General features: G+C 73.4%; 12 protein-coding genes. 3 read left to right on the plus strand and 9 right to left on the minus strand.

The genetic code is table 11. From position 1 onward, the window contains the following. Window positions 1–10: 10 nt before the first annotated feature. On the plus strand, window positions 11–1,453 hold the full coding sequence (locus NP777_RS26425; protein ID WP_256652689.1) for an ABC1 kinase family protein: 1,443 nt from the start codon (window positions 11–13) through the stop codon (window positions 1,451–1,453). Between the two features lie 199 nt (window positions 1,454–1,652). Here the strand turns inward: NP777_RS26425 and NP777_RS26430 are convergent, their stop codons facing one another. The 4 genes from NP777_RS26430 to NP777_RS26445 all read right to left on the minus strand — a co-directional run bounded on the left by NP777_RS26430 (window position 1,653) and on the right by NP777_RS26445 (window position 5,140). Then, entirely contained in the window at window positions 1,653–1,964 is a 312-nt protein-coding gene (locus tag NP777_RS26430; protein ID WP_137979441.1) for a hypothetical protein, read from the minus strand. Then, entirely contained in the window at window positions 1,961–2,323 is a 363-nt protein-coding gene (locus NP777_RS26435; RefSeq protein WP_020868576.1) for a WhiB family transcriptional regulator, read from the minus strand. Before NP777_RS26435 ends, NP777_RS26430 begins: the two co-directional genes overlap by 4 nt. 115 nt (window positions 2,324–2,438) lie before the next feature. Further along, the gene (locus NP777_RS26440; protein ID WP_256652690.1) at window positions 2,439–2,705 is read right to left on the minus strand and encodes a hypothetical protein; all 267 of its coding nucleotides are present in this window, start codon (window positions 2,703–2,705) and stop codon (window positions 2,439–2,441) included. Window positions 2,706–2,848: 143 nt separating this feature from the next. Further along, entirely contained in the window at window positions 2,849–5,140 is a 2,292-nt protein-coding gene (locus NP777_RS26445) for an ATP-dependent DNA helicase UvrD2 (RefSeq protein ID WP_391858579.1), read from the minus strand. 147 nt (window positions 5,141–5,287) lie between these two features. Between NP777_RS26445 and NP777_RS26450 the strand changes: the two genes are divergently transcribed. Beyond that, window positions 5,288–5,530: a mycoredoxin gene (locus NP777_RS26450; protein WP_198273792.1), complete on the plus strand. Its 243-nt coding sequence runs from the start codon at window positions 5,288–5,290 to the stop codon at window positions 5,528–5,530. A gap of 147 nt (window positions 5,531–5,677) precedes the next feature. Here the strand turns inward: NP777_RS26450 and nudC are convergent, their stop codons facing one another. The 5 genes from nudC to NP777_RS26475 all read right to left on the minus strand — a co-directional run bounded on the left by nudC (window position 5,678) and on the right by NP777_RS26475 (window position 16,123). Then, complete coding sequence (gene nudC, locus NP777_RS26455) at window positions 5,678–6,613, minus strand: NAD(+) diphosphatase (protein WP_256652692.1); 936 nt, start codon at window positions 6,611–6,613, stop codon at window positions 5,678–5,680. Between the two features lie 51 nt (window positions 6,614–6,664). Beyond that, on the minus strand, window positions 6,665–8,068 hold the full coding sequence (locus NP777_RS26460; RefSeq protein WP_256652693.1) for a dipeptidase: 1,404 nt from the start codon (window positions 8,066–8,068) through the stop codon (window positions 6,665–6,667). A 54-nt stretch (window positions 8,069–8,122) separates the two neighbouring features. After that, the gene (locus tag NP777_RS26465) at window positions 8,123–11,935 is read right to left on the minus strand and encodes a UvrD-helicase domain-containing protein (protein WP_256652694.1); all 3,813 of its coding nucleotides are present in this window, start codon (window positions 11,933–11,935) and stop codon (window positions 8,123–8,125) included. A gap of 140 nt (window positions 11,936–12,075) precedes the next feature. After that, window positions 12,076–15,393, minus strand: coding sequence for an ATP-dependent helicase (locus NP777_RS26470; protein ID WP_391858580.1), 3,318 nt, complete (start codon window positions 15,391–15,393; stop codon window positions 12,076–12,078). A gap of 349 nt (window positions 15,394–15,742) precedes the next feature. Further along, complete coding sequence (locus tag NP777_RS26475; RefSeq protein ID WP_305890151.1) at window positions 15,743–16,123, minus strand: MGMT family protein; 381 nt, start codon at window positions 16,121–16,123, stop codon at window positions 15,743–15,745. A 267-nt stretch (window positions 16,124–16,390) separates the two neighbouring features. On the opposite strand from NP777_RS26475, the gene NP777_RS26480 reads away from it, so the two are divergent. Continuing rightward, a complete protein-coding gene (locus NP777_RS26480; RefSeq protein WP_256652695.1) occupies window positions 16,391–19,162 on the plus strand; it encodes a lysylphosphatidylglycerol synthase transmembrane domain-containing protein in 2,772 nt (923 codons plus the stop codon). Window positions 19,163–19,246: the final 84 nt, after the last annotated feature.

The following is a 19,246-nucleotide window of genomic DNA, read 5'->3' on the forward strand; positions in this document are numbered from 1 at the left end:
GGAGGGGCGCATGACCGATCTGCCGCGCAAGGCGATCACCCGTACCGCCAAACTGGCGGCGCTGCCCTTGGGATTCGCGGGGCGCGCCACATGGGGGCTCGGGAAGCGGATAGGGGGACGGCCGGCGGAGATCGTCGCACGCGAGGTGCAGCAGCGCACCGCGGAGCAGATGTTCAAGGTCCTCGGCGAGCTCAAGGGCGGGGCCATGAAGCTCGGGCAGGCCATGTCCGTCTTCGAGTCGGCGCTGCCCGAGGAGATAGCCAGGCCCTACCGGGCGGCCCTGACCAAGCTCCAGGAAGCGGCCCCTCCCATGCCGACCCGCACGGTCCACGCGGCGCTGGAGGAGCGGCTGGGCCCGGACTGGCCGGAGCTGTTCCAGGAGTTCGAGGACAAGCCCGCTGCGGCCGCCTCGATCGGGCAGGTGCACCGGGCGGTCTGGCACGACGGGCGCGCGGTGGCGGTCAAGGTGCAGTACCCCGGGGCGGGCGAGGCGCTGCTGTCCGACCTCAACCAACTGAGCCGGTTCGCCCGGGTGCTGGGGCCGCTGGTGCCGGGGCTGGACATCAAGCCGCTGATCGCGGAGTTGCGTGAGCGGGTCGCCGAGGAGCTGGACTACGAACTGGAGGCGGCGTCCCAGCGCATCCACGCGGAGGAGTACGCACAGGACACGGAGATCGTGGTGCCCGAGGTGGTGCATCAGAGCGACCAGATACTGATCACCGAATGGCTGGAGGGGGTGCCGCTCTCCGAGGTGATAGCCGACGGCACCCAGGAGGAGCGGGACCGCGCCGGGCAGCTGCTGGCCCGTTTTCTCTTCTCGGGGGCGTCCCGCACCGGGCTGCTGCACGCCGATCCGCACCCGGGGAACTTCCGGCTGCTGACCGGTGACGCCCCGGACGGGCCGTCGGAGCAGTGGAAGCTGGGCGTTCTGGACTTCGGTTCGGTGGACCGGCTCCCGGGAGGGCTTCCGGAGCCCATCGGCATCGCGCTGCGCATGGCGCTCGAGGGCGATGCCGCGGGGGTCTATGACCTGATGCGCGGTGAGGGGTTCGTCAAGCCGACGATCGAGCTCGACCCGGATGATCTGCTGGACTTCCTGCTGCCGATGCTCGAACCGGCCCAGGTCGACGCGTTCCTTTTCGACCGGCAGTGGCTGCGCAGCCAGGCGGCGCGGATGGCCGACCGTCACTCCCCCGTCTATGAGCTGGGCAATCAGCTGAATCTGCCGCCCGCCTATCTGCTGATTCACCGGGTGACCCTGAGCACCATCGGGGTGCTGTGCCAGCTGGGTGCCACGGTGCGGATGCGGGATGAGCTCGAGGCATGGGTCCCCGGCTTCGCCGCAGACCCGGAGTCCGAGGGCCGCGCCGAAGCAGACTCCGCAGCAGCGGCCGCGAAAGAGACGGCGGACGGCGCCGAGGAGGAGCCCGAGGCCGCGGAGACCTCGGCCTGAGAATACGGAGACCTCGGCCTGAGTTCGGTAGACCTCGGGCTTGAGCGCGGAGACCGCGGGCTGAGCGCGGGCGCCTCGGAACAGCCGAAGGGCCGGTCCGATCGGACCGGCCCCCGTGGGTCACGCGATGGGTCGGCGTAGGACCCGTCGGCGTGTGTTGTGTGTCAGCTCCGCCTCTGGCCGATGCCGCACATGGTGGTTACTGCATGACCGCCATGGCCAGGGCGCGGCGGGCGCGGAGCGAGGCACGCTCCGCACGCCGCTGCATCCGGCGGGCGGCCGCGAGCCGAACGGCCTGCCGTTCGGACTCGGCCTCCTGCAGCCGGTCGTGCATATGCGCACGTGCCAGGGCTTCTTGCATGAGTTGCATTTCTCGGTTCCTGTTCTGGCGCGCCTCGGGCGCACCGGAAGTATCGGGTGCGGGTGTTTCGGAGACCGGTGGGGTCATCGTCGGGACCTGCTTCATGGGGTCGTGCGTCGCTGGGCGATCGATGGTGCCGATGGTGCTCATGCCGCGACCGGGTTCTTACGCGGGCGACCACGCGGCCGCTTGCGGGCCACCACCACGCCCTGGACGAAGAGCTCGCCGCCCCAGACGCCCCAGGGCTCACGGCGGTCCTTGGCGCCGGCGAGACAGGCCTCCCGCAGCGGGCAGGTCTGGCACAGCGACTTCGCGTACTCGACGTCGGCCGGGGACTCGGCGAAGAAGACCTCCGGGTCGTACGAGCGGCACGGAACGGCTACACCCAGGTTCTCGATGGCCTCATCGAGTTCGGTGAGGGCGGTGAGCGGGGTCAAGGAGTCCTCCGAGGAGTCAGGCGGGCGGTTCAGGTCGGTCGATGCGGACGGGGCGTGTGCGTTGAGTTGCACGGTGTGTGTTCCTCGTCTCTTCAGTCCGGCTGGTGGCCGGGCTCTGGCAAATCAAAAGGGCCGCGGATCCCGGTGTGGGTTCCGCGGCCCTGGAAGGTGCCGACCTGATCCTGGATCAGGCTGGATAACTCCAGGGTTCGAGCCTGCGGAAGGCCCACGTCTTGTGGTGCTGCTGCGTCGTCCGGGATTCGGCACCATTGGCCGCAAAGGCATAGGCCATTGCTTCTGCCGCTGCTGCTACCGCAGGTGCCTGGATCGGTCGCTCGCTGAGACGCGCCTCATTGGCTCCGGGCATACCGGTGCCAGGGAGCTCAGAGCCGAGCAGGCATGTGGCGACGACCGACCGATCGGCCTTTTTGATGGTGTTGATGAAGCTGATCACTGGTCTTCGCCTCCTCTCGGCGTCTCAGGGACCGGTCCGAAACCAGTCCGGGTGTTCAAGTACAACACGGAATCCTCGGCTCCTGGAAGGGCCGTTGTCTTCCGTGCTCGGAAGGCTATGGGTATGCCCTCCACGCGCGCAAACTATTTTTCCGTCGAGTTTTGCCAAGGGTCACCCGAATGGCTTCCCCCGGCATCGGCGTCGCCCTCGTCGTCGAGCGCGGAGGGCAGTTCCCGGCCCGCGCACAGCGCGAGAACATCGGCCCCGAACCGGTCCAGCTTGCGCCTTCCGACACCGGAGATGCGGGCGAGCTCCGGTTCGGTTCCCGGGACGGCCTCTGCGATCGCCAGCAGCGTCTTGTCGGTGAACACGCAGTATGTCGGCTGCCCCAGTTGCCCCGCCTGCTCCGCCCGCCAGTCGCGCAGTCGCTCATAGAGCGCCTCGTCCAACTCGGACGGGCAGCCCTCGCAGCGCATCAGCTTCATCTCGCCCGCGTCGGTCAGCGCCCGGCCGCACACCCGGCAGTGGACCGGGCCGCGCCGCCTGCGCACCCCGCCGCCGCCCGGGGCCGCCGCCCCGCGCTCGATCCCGCCGCCCCCGCCCGGGGTGCGGGCGCCGATGGCCTGGGAGCCGGGCCGCAGCCCGTTGAGAAAACGGGTGGGGCGGCGGGAGGCCCGGCCGCCCGGAGCCCGCGAGAGCGCCCAGGACAGCGCCAGATGGCGGCGGGCGCGGGTGACCCCCACATAGAGCAGCCGACGCTCCTCCTCGATCTGCTGCTCCGTCTTGGCGTAGGTGATCGGCATCATTCCCTCGGTGAGACCGACCAGGAAGACGGCGTCCCATTCGAGGCCCTTGGCCGCGTGGAGTGAGGCGAGGGTCACCCCCTCGACGGTCGGGGCGTGCTGCGCCGCCGCCCGCTCATCGAGCTCCGCCACCAGATCGGAGAGCGTGGCCCCGGGACGGCTCGCCGCGAAGTCCTCGGCAAGCCGCACCAGGGCGGCCAGGGACTCCCAGCGGTCGCGCACCGCGCCCGAGCCCGCCGGGGGTTCGGGCGTCCAGCCACGGGTGGTCAGCACGGCCCGCACCTGGGACGGGATGTCGGCGTCCGCCAGCGCCGGATCGGCGCTGCCCCCACGGGCCGCGCCGCGCAGCAGCAGCCCCGCCTCGCGCACCTCGGGCCGCTCGAAGAACCGCTCGGCGCCGCGCAGCTGATAGGGCACCTGGGCATCGGCCAGCGCCTGCTCATACAGCTCCGACTGGGCGTTGACCCGGTACAGGATCGCGATCTGGCTCGCCGGGATCCCGCCGCCCCCCTGCTCGACCGGGGTGATCAGCTCCCGGATCCGGCGTGCGGTGCCCTCGGCCTCGGCCGGCTCGTCCGCATAGGCGGCGTAAACCGGGTCGGGGCCCGCCTCCCGCTGGGAGACCAGCTCCAGCCGGTGCTCGGCGGCCCGGCCACGGGCCTGGGACAGCAGCCCATTGGCCAGGTGGACCACCTGGGGAGTCGAGCGGTAGTCCCGGATCAGCTTGACCACGGTGGCCCGGGGGTGGCGGGTGCGGAAGTTCAGCAGATGGTCGGGGGTGGCGCCGGTGAAGGAGTAGATGGTCTGGCTGGCGTCGCCGACCACACAGAGGCTCTCCCGCTCGCCCAGCCACAGATCCAGCAGCCGCTGCTGCAGCGGGCTGACGTCCTGGTACTCGTCGACCACGAAGTGCTGGTACTGACGGCGCACCTGATCGGCGATGTCCGGCCGCTCCTGGAGCACACCGACCGTGAGGAGCAGCACATCCTCGAAGTCGATGACGCCGCGGTCGCGCTTCAACTGCTCATAGGTGGCGTAGATCCGGCCGATCTCGGCGGCGTCCCGGGGGGCCTCACGGCCGGACTTGGCCGCCACGGCCGGATAGTCCTCGGGCACGGTCTGGGTGACCTTCGACCATTCGATCTCGCCGGTCACGTCCCGCAGCTCATTGCGGTCCAGCCGGACCCGGCACCGGGCCGCGGCCTCGGCCACGAGCTGCACCTTGCGCTCGACCAGCCGCGGCACCTCACCACCGACCGCCTTGGGCCAGAAGTACTGCAGCTGGCGCAGGGCCGCCGAGTGGAAGGTGCGCGCCTGCACCCCGCCCGCGCCGAGCTGCCGCAGCCGGCCGCGCATCTCCCCCGCCGCGCGGTTGGTGAAGGTGACGGCCAGCACACTGGCCGGCTGGAGTATCCCCGCGCGCACCCCATAGGCGATCCGGTGGGTGATGGCGCGGGTCTTGCCGGTGCCCGCCCCTGCCAGCACGCACACCGCGCCGTGCAGGGACGTCGCCACCTCGCGCTGCTCGGGGTCGAGCCCGTCGAGCACCGCGTCGGCGTCACGCGGCGTGGCCGCGTAGGCACCGGGCGTGGAGCCCTGCGGGAACAGAGTGGAGGACGTTGCTGCAGTCACCCCGCCATGCTGCCAGGTCTCCTGAGACGCCCGATGCCGGTTGTCCACAGCCATGGCCTTCCGGTCATATGAATCCGGGAATCACCGGCGGAAGGTGAGCGTTCACCTTCTGCCCACCCACCACGACCCCGAGGAGAGCGAAGACCGATGTCCGGCACTGTGACGATGTACAGCACCACCTGGTGCGGCTACTGCCGACGCCTGAAGGGGCAGATGGACCGCGAGGGCATCGCCTACACCGAGATCAACATCGAGCAGGACCCGGAGTCCGCGGCCTTCGTCGAGAAGGCGAACGGCGGCAACCAGACCGTGCCGACCGTTCTCTTCCCCGATGGGTCGACCCTGACCAACCCGTCCCTGGCGCAGGTCAAGGCCAAGGTCGGGCTCTGAGTCGGCAGGTCGAGGCCGGGCTCCGAGCCAGCGGCCCCTGACCCGGCCGTTTCCGGGCCAACGGCCTCCGACCCGGCCGTCTCCGAGCCGGGCCCGCCGGCTCCGACCCGGCCCCGCGGCCTCCGAGCCGGTCCCGCGGCCCCTGCCTCAGCCCCGCGGCAGCGGCTCGCCGTACCAGAGCTCGATCAGCCGGGCCGCGATCGAGATTCCGGAGGGAGGCAGGACCTCCCCGGACTCGATCGCGGCCCGCAGGTCGTCCCGGGAGAACCAGCGCGCCTCGTGGATCTCCTCCCCGTCCACCTGGATCCGGGAGGACGTGGCCTGGGCCATGAAGCCGAGCATCAGGCTGGACGGGAACGGCCACGGCTGGCTGGCCACGTACTCGACCTCGCCGACCGTGACGCCCGCCTCCTCCGCCACCTCGCGGACCACGGCCTGCTCGATCGACTCGCCCGGCTCCACGAAGCCCGCCAGCGTCGAGAAGCGCCCCTCCGGCCAGTGCACCTGGCGTCCCAGCAGCGCCCGGTCCTGATCGTCCTTCACCAGCATGATCACGGCGGGGTCGGTGCGCGGGTAGTGCTCGGCCCCGCACGCCGGGCAGCGGCGGATATGGCCCGCCGCCGCGATCACCGTGCGCTGACCGCAGCGTGAGCAGAAGCGGTGCAGCCGCTGCCAGTTCTCCAGCGCGACGGCGTGCACCAGCAGCCCCGCGTCGCGCTCGGACAGCAGCGCGCCCGCCTCGCGCAGCCCGGCGGGGCGTGCCGACTGGTCCATTCGCCCCGGCAGGGAGTCCTTCTGCAGCGCGAAGTAGCGCACGCCCTCCTGGTCGGTGCCCAGGAAGTAGCGGTGGTTCTCGGTGGGCGGGGCCTCGAAGGACGGGGTCATGACGAGCTCGGTACGGCCGTCCGGGGTGTCGTCCACCAGGGCCTGGCCGCCGGAGACCACGAAGACGCGCGTCGTCGGGTGGCTCCACGCCGCGGCCAGCCACGCCTCGTCCAAGCGGTGGTGCGCGGAGCGGTCGATGCCACTCGGGGCGCTGAGCGTGATCGGCCGGTCGGTGGCGTGGTCGGTCGAGGTGGTCACGGCTGCTTCCAACTCCCCCAGAGCAATGGGTGGTTCACGTACATGAGCAAGCTATTCCCGTCCATTCTCGGCGAGTTCGGCCCAGAGGTGGGCGGCCGTCTCGGCGCCCTTCATGAGCAGGCCGAGCTCGACCTTCTCGTTGGGCGCGTGCCAGCCGTCGGACGGCACCGAGATGCCCAGGAAGAGCACCGGAGCGCCGAGGATGTCCTGGAGATCGGCGGCGGGGCCCGATCCGCCCTCGCGGGTGAAGCGGACCTTCTGGCCGAAGGCGCGCCCCATGGCGCGGACGACCGACTGGAGCGCGGGGTGGTCCAGCGGGGTCAGACAGGGGCGGGTGGCGCCCCAATAGGTGATCTCATGGCGGATCCCGGCCGGGAGCAGGGCGGCGACCCAGTCCCGTACGGCCGTCTGGATCTTCTCCACGTCCTGGCCCGCCACCAGCCGGAAGGACAGCTTCAGCTGGGCGGCCGAGGGCACGATGGTCTTTCCGCCCGGCCCCTGGTAGCCCCCGCCGATGCCGTTGACCTCGGCGGTCGGACGGGCCCAGATCCGCTCCAGGGTGGAGTACCCGGCCTCGCCGAGCGCGGCCCCTGAATGGGCGGTCCGCAGCCAGCCCGCCTCGTCGAACGGCAGCTCGGCGAAGAGCCGACGCTCACGGTCGGTCAGCTCCACGACGCCGTCGTAGAAGCCGGGGATCGCCACCTTACGGTCGTCGTCGTGCAGCGCGGCGACCAGCCGGGCGGCCTCGGTGGCCGGGTTGGGGACCGCACCGCCGAAGGAGCCGGAGTGGATGTCCTGGCCTGGGCCGTGGAGATCGATCTGGCACTCGACGAGGCCCCGCATGCCGGTGCAGACGGTCGGGGTGTCCTCGGACCACATCCCGGTGTCCGAGACGATCACGGTGTCGCAGGCCAGCCGGTCGGCGTGCGCACGGACCAGCTCGGGGAAGTGCGGCGAGCCGGACTCCTCCTCGCCCTCGATCAGCAGCTTGAGGTTCACCGCGGGCGCGACCCGGCCGGTCGCGGCAAGATGCGCCCGCATCCCCAGGGTGTGGAAGAGCACCTGCCCCTTGTCGTCGGCGGCGCCGCGGGCGTAGAGCCTGCCGTCCTCGATGACGGGCTCGAAGGGGTCGGTGCGCCAGCCGTCCGCACGGTCGGCGGGCTGGACGTCGTGGTGACCGTAGACGAGCACCGTAAGGGCGTCGGGATCACCGGACGGCCATTCGGCGAACACGGCCGGGGCGCCCGGTGTGTCCCATATCTCAGTCACCGGGAAGCCCGTGGCGGCCAGGTGGTCCCTGAGCCACTGGGCGCCGCGCCGGACGTCGTCGGCGCGGGCGGGGTCGGCGGATACGGACGGGATGCGCAGCCACTCCGAGAGCTCGGCGAGGAAGGCGGCGCCATGGCCGTCCACAAAGGCGCGGACGGCGTTGTCCGTGTCCGGGGTGTTGCTCATGCATGTGAGCCTATCCGGCTCGCGGCCGGGCGAGGGCGGGGGCCTCCGGGCCGCTCAGGTGTGCTCGCTCTCGGTAATGGTTCCGGCATCGATACGGTCACTTCCGGTCGCGTCCCCGCCGACGTCCCCGTCTCCGTCCCCGCCGACGGCCCCGTTCCCGTTCCCACCGACGTCCCCGTTCCCGTCCCCGCCGACGGCCCCGTCTTCGTTCCCGTTCCCGCCGTTTTCCGCGTCCCCCGGCTCCCCGAGCAGGACGCGCTCGAGCCCGGCCCGGCCGGGCAGCCCGGTGGGACGGACCACCTCACCGCTGCGTACGTACACGAAGGCCGCCGTGACCGCCGACAGGGGCAGTCCGTGCTGTTCGGCCCAGGCGACGCGGTAGATGGCCAGCTGGAGCGGGTCGGCGTCCTGGGAGCGGCCGGTCTTCCAGTCGACGATCTCGTAGCGCGGGCCGTCCTCGGAACCCGTGCCGGACTCGCGGTACACCGCGTCGATCCGGCCGCGGATGGTGCGGCCCGCCAGGGTCAGCTGGACCGGCACCTCCACGCGGTAAGGGGTGCGACGGGCGTACGGCGTGCGGGCGAACGCCTCCTTGAGCGCGGTCAGATCCCGCTCGTCGGCGATCTCCGCCTCGTCGTCCTCGCCGCCCGGCAGCTCGTCCGGGCCGAGGAAGGGCAGCGGCAGCGCCTCGAAGCGCGACTCGACCCAGGCGTGGAAGCGGGTGCCCCGCCGCGCGGCGGGGCGTGGCGGCCGGGGCATGGGGCGGGCCAGCTCCCGTGCGAAGCCGTCCGGGTCGGCGGCGAGGCGCAGCAGCTGGGACGCGGTGAGCGTGCCCGGCAGGGGCACCTCGTGCACGGTCTCGCGGGCCCGGCGCAGCTCTCCGGCGAGCGCGTCCAGATCGCGGTCCCAGGAGCCGACCAGCCGGGCCTCCTCGGGCGCCAGCTCGTCCTCGGCCGGTTCCGGCGTGACATCGGGCACATCGGATTCCGGTACACCAGGTTCCGGCCCGCCGTAAGGATCGGGGGGCTGCCCCTCGCCGTGCGGCGCGTCGCCGTGCCGCCCCTCGCCGTGCGGCACGTCACCGTACGGCCCGTCCTCGTACAGCCGGTCCTCGTACAGCCCGTCCTCGTAGAGCCCGTCCTCGTAGAGCCCGTCCTCGTAGAGCCCGTCCTCGTAGAGCCCGTCCTCGTAGAGCCCGTCCTCGTACGAACCGTAAGGATCCTCCGGAGGCTCGGGCCACTCCGGGTCCTCCGGGGGTTCAAGCTCCTCCGGGGGCTCCGGAAAGAGGTCCCCGTCCGCCGGGGGGTGCCCCTCGTCCCGCGCGGTAGCCCCCTCCCCCGCCGACTCGATGCGCGCCAGATGGGCGAGCACCACATCGGCGGCGCGGCGCCGGTGGCGCAGCGCGTCCGGGTCCAGCGGAAGCGGCCAGGCCCGGTCGGCCGCCGACTCCCGCAGGGCCGGGTTCTCCGCGCCCTCCTCCGGCGGTTCGGCCCATGCCTCGATCTCGCCGTACCCGGCCTCGCAGTGCTCGCGCAGGGCGTCCAGGAAGCCCGACGGGCCGCGCGGACGCTTCTGGGTGGGGCCCCACCAGTGCCCGGAGCCGAGCAGCAGCGAGCGCGGCCGGGTGAAGGTCACATAGCCCAGCCGCAGCTCCTCGGTCCGCTGATGCCCCTTCATGGCGTCCTTGAAGGCCGCGATCCCCTTGCTGTCCCAGGCGGTGACGTCCGGGAGGGTCCGGGCGTCACCGCGCAGCTCGTGCGGCAGCACCTTCGCGTTCGCCGTCCAGGACTCGCGGGACTGTTCGCTCGGGAACTGCTTGGCGACCAGCCCCGGCACCGCCACCACATCCCACTCCAGCCCCTTGGCCTTGTGGGCGGTGAGCACCTTGACCGTGTTCTCGCCGCCGGGCAGGGCGTTGTCGAGCCCCTTCTCGTACTGCGCGGCGGTGCGCAGGAAGCCGAGGAAGCCCCGCAGGGTGGCCTCGCCGTCCACGGCCGCCCCGCCCTCCCGGCCCGCGAAGGCGGCCGCGACGTCCAGGAAGTTGCCGAGCGTCTCGCGGCGGCGCGCGGCCAGGGCGTGCGGTGAGGCGGACAGCTCGACCTCGAGGCCCGTGGTGGCCAGGACCCGGTGGAGGACGTCCATCAGCGGATCGGCCAGCGAGCGGCGCAGCTCGCGGAGTTCGGCGGCGAGCCGGGCGAACCGGACCCGTGCGTCGGCCGAGAAGGGCAGCCCGTCGTCCGGGCCGCCGCCCGCCTCCAGGAAGGTGTCGAGTGCGTCGGCGAGGGAGATCACCTCGGCGGGGTCGGTGCCCTCGACGGCCTCGGCGAGCCGTCGGTCCGGATCGTCCTCCGCACCGTCCGGCCCACCGTAAGAGACCAGCGCGCGGGCGCGGCGGCCGAGCAGCGCGAGGTCGCGGGGGCCGATCCGCCAGCGCGGCCCGGTGAGCAGACGGACCAGCGCGGCGTTGGCCCCCGGGTCCTGGAGGACCTCGCAGACGGCCACCAGATCGGCGACCTCCGGCAGATGCAGCAGCCCCGACAGGCCCACCACCTCCACCGGAATGTCCCGCTCCACCAACCCGCCCTGAATCTGCGCGAAGTCGCCCGCCGTGCGGCACAGCACCGCGATCTCACCGGGCGGGGTGCCGGTGCGCACCAGATGGGCGATGGAGTCGGCGAGCCAGGCCAGCTCCTCGGCGTGGGTGGGCAGCAGCGCGCAGCGCACCGCTCCGTCCCGCTCGGCGCCGGGCGCGGGGCGCAGCGCCTCGACGCCCTCGTGCATCGCGCGCAGCGGGGCGGCCAGCCCGTTGGCGAGGTCCAGGAGGCGGCCGCCGCTGCGCCGGTTCTCGCTGAGCGCGAAGCGCCCGGCCGGGCTGCCGTCGGCGTGCGGGAAGTGCTCGGGGAAGTCGTCCAGGTTGGCCACGGAGGCGCCGCGCCAGCCGTAGATGGCCTGACAGGGGTCGCCGACGGCGGTGACGGGGTGTCCGGTGCCGCCGCCGAAGAGGCCGGACAGCAGCAGCCGCTGGGCGACGGAGGTGTCCTGGTACTCGTCGAGCAGCACGACCGAGAACTGCTCGCGCAGGATCCGGCCGACCTCCGGGTGGTCCAGGGCCAGGGTGGCCGAATGGGCGATCTGGTCGCCGAAGTCGAGCAGATCGCGGCGGTGCTTCTCCTCGCGGTACGCCTCGACCAGGCCCAGCAGCTCCTGGCGGGCGCGGGCGGCCTCGGGCACCTTGCGCAGCGCCTCGTTGGTGAGCCGCGTGCCCTCCAGCGTCCGCAGCAACTCGGTGTCGTACGCGCGCAGCCGCCCGGTGGGGACGAGGTGCTCGGCGAGCTCGGCGTCGAGCGCGAGCAGATCGGTGACCAGGTCGGAGAACGGGCGGGTGAGCGCCGGATACGGGCCGGGGGCGGAGCTCAGGACGCGCGCGGCGAGCTGGAACCGGGTGGCGTCGGCGAGCAGCCGGGCGCTCGGCTCGAGGCCGACGCGCAGCCCGTGGTCCTTGAGCAACTGCCCGGCGAACGCGTGGTAGGTGGAGATGACGGGCTCGCCGGGGGCCTCCTCGGCGGCGCCCGGATCCGGGTCGAGGTCCACGATGCCCGCCGTGACGAGGGCCTTACGGACGCGCTCCGCCAGCTCTCCGGCGGCCTTGTTGGTGAAGGTGAGGCCGAGCACCCGGTCGGGCGCGACCTGCCCGGTGCCGACCAGCCAGACGACACGGGCGGCCATCACCGTGGTCTTGCCGGAGCCCGCCCCGGCGACGATCACCTGCGGGGCGGGCCGTGCGGTGATGCACGCCACCTGCTCCGGGGTGAACGGGATCCCGAGGAGTTCCTTGAGCTCCTCGGGATCGGTGATGCGGGCTGACACTCCAGTGAGGCTATCGGTGCCCACCGACACGCCCCGCCGCGCCGGTCGACGGCCGCCCCGGGGTCACGGCCTGACGGGCCATGGCATCAGCCCCGCGCCGCCCCGCCCCGGCCCCGGCCCCGTACCCGTACCCGACAGCGTCACTCGACCACATGGCGCCCCTCCGCCCGCGCGCTGCACGCGCCCCGGAAGGCGCAGCGCTCGCAGTGGTCGCCCGTGCTCGGGGTGAACCGCTCGTCCAGGACGCGCCCGGCCGCGGTGGCGAGCAGCTGCCCCACCCACTCCCCGTCCAGCGGCTCCTGGGCCTGGACCTTGGGGACGTCGTCGCCGCCGTCCTTCTTGGCGGCGCCCTGCCGCAGCTGGACGAGCTCCGCGCCGCCCGGCTCGGGGCGCCCGCCGTCGAAGACGTCGTCCACGGCGCCCTCGCGCACCGCCAGCTGATAGACCGCAAGCTGGGGGTGGTGCTCGACATCGCCACGGGTCACGGCCTGCTTACCGGTCTTGAAGTCGACCACATAGGCGCGCCCCTGGGCGTCCGTCTCGACGCGGTCCATGCTGCCGCGGATGCGCACCTTATAGACGTCGGCTTCGAGGGTGACGTCGAAGGAGTGCTCGGTGGCGACCGGGGTGCGGCCGCCGCGCTCCATCACATGCCACTGCAGAAAGCGCTCCAGGGCCGCTCGTGCCTGCTCCTTCTCCTGCCGTGACTTCCAGGGGGCGTCGAAGGCGAGCGCGTCCCATACGGAGTCCAGGCGCTCCATGAGGACCGCGAGATCGGCCGGGGTGCGGCCGGAGGCGACCTCGTCGGCCAGGACGTGCACGACGTTGCCGAAGCCCTGGGCGGCCGTCGAGGGCGCGTCCGCCTTCACCTCGCGCCCCAGGAACCACTGGAGCGAGCAGGTGTTCACGAGCTGGTCGAGCGCGCTGCCGGACAGCGCCACGGGCCGGTCCCGGTCGCGCAGCGGGACCTCGCTGTGCGTCGGCTCGTACAGCCCCCACCAGCGGTAGGGGTGGGCAGCCGGGACCAGCGGGCGGCCCTCCTCGTCGCGCAGCGCCGCGAGCCGCGCCAGCCGGCGCGCGGCGGCGTCCCGCAGCGCATCCGAGGCGTCCGGGTCGACGGTGGCGGCGCGCAGCTCGGCCACGAGCGCGGCGACGGACAGCGGGCGGCGCGGCCGATGGGTGACGTCGGTGGGCGGGACGCCCAGCTCGGCCAGGAAGCGGGAGGGCTGGTCCCCGTCCTCGGAGGCGGCCTTGACGGCGGTGACCACGAGCCGCTCCTTGGCGCGCGTCGCCGCCACGTAGAACAGCCGCCGCTCCTCGGCCAGCAGGGCGCCCGGCGGCAGCGGCTCGGCCAGCCCGTCCCGGCCGATCCGGTCGGCCTCCAGGAGCGAGCCGCGCCGCCGCAGATCGGGCCACAGCCCCTCCTGCACCCCCGCGACGACCACCAGGGCCCATTCCAGCCCCTTGGAGCGGTGGGCGGTCATCAGCCGTACGGCGTCGGGGCGGACCATCCGGCGGGAGAGGGTGTCGGCCGCTATGTCCTGGGCGTCGATCTCCTCCAGGAAGTTGAGGGCGCCGCGGCCGCCGGTGCGCTCCTCGGCGCGCGTCGCGGTCTCGAACAGCGCGCACACCGCGTCCAGGTCGCGGTCCGCGTTCCGCCCGGCGGTGCCGCCGCGCTGCGCCGCCCGCTCCAGGCGGCCGGGCCAGGGGGTGCCGTCCCACAGCCCCCACAGCGCCTGTTCCGCGGTGCCGCCCCGGGCCAGCGCCTCCCGGGCCGTGCGCAGCAGCCGCCCGAGGTTCTGGGCGCCGCGCGCGTACGCCGGGTCGTGGACGGCCAGCCGCTCCGGCTCGGCGAGCGCCTCGGTGAGCAGGACGTCGGAGGGGCGCGGCACCGCCCGCCCGGCGGACCGCTCCTCCTCGCGCAGCGCGCGGCCCAGGCGGCGCAGATCGGCGGCGTCCATACCGCCGAGGGGCGAGGCGAGCAGGGTCAGGGCGGTCTCGACGCCGAGGACCGCGGACAGCCCGCCGCTGTCCGGCAGCGCGGCCGTGGCGGCCGCCCGCAGCGCCGTCAGCAAGGGGGCCACGGCGGGCTCATGGCGCAACGGGATGTCATCGCCGTCCACCTCGACCGGGACGCCGGCCGAGGTGAGCGCCCGGCGCACACCCGGAATCGAGCGCCCCCCGGCGCGCACCAGGACGGCCATCTCGCGCCAAGGCACCCCGTCCTCCAGATGGGCGCGGCGCAGGATGTCGGCCACATTGTCGAGCTCGGCGCCCGCGGTCGGGTACGTGTACGCCTCGACGCGGCCGCCGTCACGGGTGGCCGCGAGTTCCCGGTGCGCCCTTACGGCTCGCACGGGCAGCCGGGTGAGCGGCATCCGGCCCGCGATCCGCCGGGTGGCCGCGAGCAGGGCGGCCCCCGAGCGGCGGGAGACGGTGAGCACCTCCGTGTCCGCGGGCCGCCCGTTCGTCCGCGGGAAGTCCTCGCGGAAGCGGAGGATGCCGCCCACGTCGGCACCGCGGAAGGCGTAGATGGACTGATCGGGGTCGCCGAAGGCGAGCAGGGTCCTGCCGTCGCCCGCCAGCGCCCGCAGCAGCCGCCCCTGGGCCACGTCGGTGTCCTGGTACTCGTCGACGAACACCGCGTCGTACCGCCCCGCCAGCTCGGCCGCGACCTCCGGCCGTCCGGCCAGCAGCACCGCGCGGTGCACCAGCTCCGCGTAGTCCAGCACCCCCTGGGCGTCCAGGACGTCGAGGTACTCGGCGAGGAAGCCGGCCGCGGCGGACCAGTCGGGGCGCCCGGTGCGCTCGGCGAACTCCTCCAGCGACCGCGGGCCGAGGCCCAGCTCCCGGCTGCGGGCCAGCACCGCGCGCACCTCGTCGGCGAAGCCCCGCGTGGTCAGGCAGGCGCGCAGGTCGTCCGGCCAGCGGACGAAGGCCCGGCCCTCGCTCGCCAGCTCGGCCTGACCGGCGAGCAGCTCCCGGACGACGACGTCCTGCTCCGGTCCGGAGAGCAGCCGCAGCGGATCGACGAAGAGATCGACGTCCTGGTGGGCGCGGACCAGTGCGTAGCAATAGGAGTGGAAGGTCGTGGCCCGCGGGGCGCTCGCGCCGCCCAGGCGCGCGGACATGCGGTCGCGCAGTTCGACGGCCGCCTTACGGCTGAAGGTGAGCACCAGGAGCCGCTCGGGGTCCGCGCCCTCGCGCACCCGGCGCGCCACCGCCTCCACGAGCGTCGTCGTCTTGCCCGTGCCGGGCCCGGCGAGCACCAGCAGAGGACCGTCCCGGTGCTCAACCACAGCGCGCTGCCGTGCGTCCAGGACAGGAAGGGCACCGGGCTCCGGCCGACGGCGGAGCAGGCGGTAGACGCCCTGTGCCGGATGCCCTGCGGACGACTGCCGCGCGGACGGCCGCCGTGCCTGCCGCTGCCGCGGAAGGGCCGAGGGGGAGGAGCTCACGTTGGATCGCCGGTCCTGGTGGGTTGGCTGGGTGCGGGACAGCCTCTCATGCGCCGCGGGGCCTCACCCGTATGGCTGTGGATACCGCCGGTACGACCGCGAGCCCGCCCCACGCCGGTACGGTCCCGCGCCCACACCACACCGGTACGGTCCCGCGCCCACAGCGCACCGGTACGGGCTCACGCTCACGGCACACCGGTACGGGCTCACGCTCACCGGACACCCGTACGGCCGTGAGCCCGCCGCACACGCGTACGCCCCCGCGCCCACCGCGTCCCGGCACGGCCGCGCGCCCGCCGCCCCCGAGGACGGCAGCCCCGGTCCCGGGGCGCTTCCGAACGCCGCCCCGCTACCGGCCGTGGTCCTGCCCGCCCCCGTCCCACCGCGCCCTGGCCATGTCGATCCGCGGCACATGGCCCTGGGCCGAGCGCGCCGCCTCGCGCAGCGGGGTGCCCTCCTCGCGGTAGTGGTCGAGGGCGCGCAGCTCGTGGCCGGGCAGCAGCACACCGTCCGCGCGCACCACCCGCCACCACGGCACGGCGCCCCCGTAGAGCGCCATCACCCGCCCCACCTGGCGCGGGCCGCCCTCCTCCAGCCATTCGGCGACGTCCCCATAGGTCATCACGCGGCCGGAGGGGATCAGCTCGGCCACCTCCAGCACCCGCTCGGCGTACTCGGGCAGCTCCTCGGCGCTGTCCCCGTCCTCCGGCTCCCTGCTCTCCCGGCTCATCCGTCCCATCCTGCCGCACCCCACCGACAGCCCCGACGACAGCCGCGCCACACGCTTCGCCGCACGCCCCTCCGCACGCTCCGGGGAGCGCGGCACCGCGCCCCGCGCAGGGTGGCGGCGGGCCCGCTCCGGGCCGGATCGCGGTTCGATCACGCATTGTGCGGGAATCCTCAGCAGGGCGTACCATTCGGGGTCCACGTCCCCGAAATGCACCCTGATGCCCCCCTCCGCAGCCCGGGCATGCCACCATCTTCCGGGCGGTGACTGGTGATACGAGATCAAGAAGAGACGGCGAAGCAGCAGGGTGCGCAGCCTCCGGAGGAGGAGGCCCGCACCCCGGAGTCGTTGCCGCACTCCACGACACCGTCCGGCCGGCCGGAGACAGAGGCCCCGGGCTCGGGGGATGACTGCGGCCCGGACGGACCGGAGGGCCATGTGGACCGGGTCTCCGGCGACGAGCCACTGCTGCCGGCCCGTGTGCACCGCCCCTCCGATCTGCTGCGGACGCTGCTCGGGATCCTCGGCATGGCCGTCGTGCTCGCCATCGCGGCCTTCGCCCACGGCACCACCGCGGGTCTGGAGAAGGACATCGGGCACGGCGCCAACCAGGCGCCCCCGCTACTGATCGACTTCGCGGGGCTCACGGCCGGGGTGGCCGTCCTCGTCCTGCCGGTGGCCTTCGCCTTCGAGCGGCTGATCAAACGGGACGGACTGCGGATCGCCGACGGCGTGCTGGCCGCGGTGCTGGCCCACGGGGTGTCCCTCGCCATGGACCTCTGGGTCGCCAGAGGCGCCCCCGGCTCGCTCCGCGAGGCGCTCACCCAGCCCGCCCCCGGCGGGGCGTTCAGCGACCCCGTGCACGGCTATCTCGCCCCCGTCATCGCCTATATGACGGCCGTCGGCATGGCCCGGCGCCCGCGCTGGCGGGTGGCCATGTGGTGCGTACTGCTGCTCGACGCCTTCGCGGTGCTCGTGGGCGGCTACACCACACCGTTCTCCATCATCCTTACGGTGCTCATCGGCTGGGCGGTGGCCTACGGCACGCTCTACGCGGTCGGCTCCCCCAATGTGCGCCCCACCGGCCAGCACCTGCTCGCCGGGCTGCGCCGGGTCGGCTTCAACCCGGTCAGCGCCATGCGCGCCGAGGAGCCCGAGGACGAGCACGGCGGCCATGGCGACCGCGGCCGCCGCTATCTGGTCACTCTGGAGGACGGCCCGCCCCTGGACGTCACCGTCGTCGACCGGGAGCAGCAGGCCCAGGGCTTCTTCTACGGCATCTGGCAGCGGCTGACCCTGCGGACGATCACCCCGCCCCGCAGCCTCCAGTCGCTGCGCCAGGCCCTGGAGCAGGAGGCGCTGCTCGCCTACGCGGCCATCGCGGCCGGGGCCAACGCGCCCAAGCTGATCGCCACCTCCGAGCTGGGCCCGGACGCAGTGATGCTCGTCTACGAGCACGTCGGCGGGCGCCCGCTGCACGCCCTGCCGGACGAGGCGATCACCGACGAGCTGCTGGCCGGGGCCTGGCACCAGGTCCAGGCGCTCCAGTCGCGGCGGATCGCCCACCGGCGGCTGGACAGCGACGCCCTGCTGGTCGACCGCAACGGCACGGTCTTCCTGACCGATCTGCGCGGCGGCGAGATCGCGGCCGGTGACGTGGTGCTGCGGATGGACATCGCACAGTTGCTGACCACCCTGGGCCTGCGGGTGGGCGCCGAGCGCTCCGTGACCGCCGCGGTGGAGGTCCTCGGCCCGGACGCGGTCGCCGGCAGCCTTCCGCTGCTGCAGCCCCTGGCCCTCGGCCGGGGCACCCGCGCGACCCTGCGCCAGCTCGCGCGCGAACGCGCCCAGCGCCACCGGGAGGCCGTCCTGGAGGCGTCCCACGCCGCCAAGGAGGCCAAGGAGGCCCGGGAGGCCGAGGCGCGGGAGGCGCAGGAGGCCGCCGGGGGCCCGGAGGCGGCCGCCGGCGACCGTAAGACGGCCAAGGCCGAGAAGCAGGCGGAGAAGCGCGCCATCGAGGAGGCCCTGGAGGACGCCCGCGAGGAGGATCTGCTCTCCCAGATCCGGCAGCAGGTGCTGCTGGTGAGGCCGCAGGCGCCGATAGAGCCCGAACGGCTGGAGCGCATCAGGCCGCGCACCCTGGTCAGCTTCTGCGCCGGGGCCTTCGCCGCGTACTTCCTGCTGTCCCAGTTCACCCATCTCAAGCTGGGCGCCCTGGTCGGCGAGGCCAACTGGATCTGGGTCATCTTCGCGCTCGCCTTCTCCGCGCTCACCTATCTGGCCGCGGCGCTGAGCCTGCTCGGCTTCGTCCCGGAGAAGGTGCCCCTCCGGCGGACGGTGCTGGCACAGGTGGCCGCCTCGTTCGTGAAGCTGGTGGCGCCCGCGGCGGTCGGCGGAGTCGCCCTGAACACCCGCTTCCTGCAGCGCGCGGGGGTGCGGCCGGGGCTCGCGGTGGCCAGTGTGGGCGCCTCCCAGCTGTTCGGGCTCGCCAGCCATATCGTGCTGCTGCTGATCTTCGGCTACATCACCGGCACCGAGCGCACCCCGGCGCTGTCGCCGTCCCGGACGGTGATCGCCGGACTGCTGACGGCCGCCGTCCTGGTCCTGGTGGTGACCGCCATTCCGGTCCTGCGGAAGTTCGTGTCCACCCGGGTGCGGTCGCTGTTCGCGGGCGTCGTGCCGCGCATGCTGGACGTGCTCCAGCGGCCCAAGAAGCTGATGGCGGGCATCGGCGGCACCCTGCTGCTGACCGCGGCGAACGTGATGTGCCTCGACTCCGCGATCCGGGCGTTCGGCGGTGAGCTGAGCTACGCGAGCATCGCCGTCGTCTTCCTCGCGGGCAACGCCCTGGGGTCGGCGGCGCCCACCCCGGGCGGTGTGGGCGCGGTCGAGGCCGCCCTGATCGCGGGTCTGACCTTCGCCGGGCTGCCGTACGAGACGGCGGCGCCCGCGGTGCTGCTCTTCCGGCTGATGGTCTTCTGGCTGCCGGTGCTGCCCGGCTGGGTGGCCTTCACCCACCTCACCCGCAAAGAGGCGTTGTAGGGCCACCTGACCCGCGAAGAGGCGTGGCAGAACCACCTCACCCGCGAAGCGGCGTTGTAGGACCACCTCACCCGCGAAGAGGCG

The organism is Streptomyces rugosispiralis, from assembly GCF_024505145.1.
Lineage (GTDB): Bacteria > Actinomycetota > Actinomycetes > Streptomycetales > Streptomycetaceae > Streptomyces > Streptomyces rugosispiralis.

Excerpts from the sequence above, each read along its gene's own strand:
- NP777_RS26425 (WP_256652689.1), top strand. The coding sequence starts at position 11 with ATGACCGATCTGCCGCGCAAGGCGATCACCCGTACCGCCAAACTGGCG.
- NP777_RS26450 (WP_198273792.1), top strand. The coding sequence starts at position 5,288 with ATGTCCGGCACTGTGACGATGTACAGCACCACCTGGTGCGGCTACTGC.
- NP777_RS26430 (WP_137979441.1), bottom strand. The coding sequence starts at position 1,964 with ATGAGCACCATCGGCACCATCGATCGCCCAGCGACGCACGACCCCATG.
- NP777_RS26460 (WP_256652693.1), bottom strand. The coding sequence starts at position 8,068 with ATGAGCAACACCCCGGACACGGACAACGCCGTCCGCGCCTTTGTGGAC.
- NP777_RS26475 (WP_305890151.1), bottom strand. The coding sequence starts at position 16,123 with ATGAGCCGGGAGAGCAGGGAGCCGGAGGACGGGGACAGCGCCGAGGAG.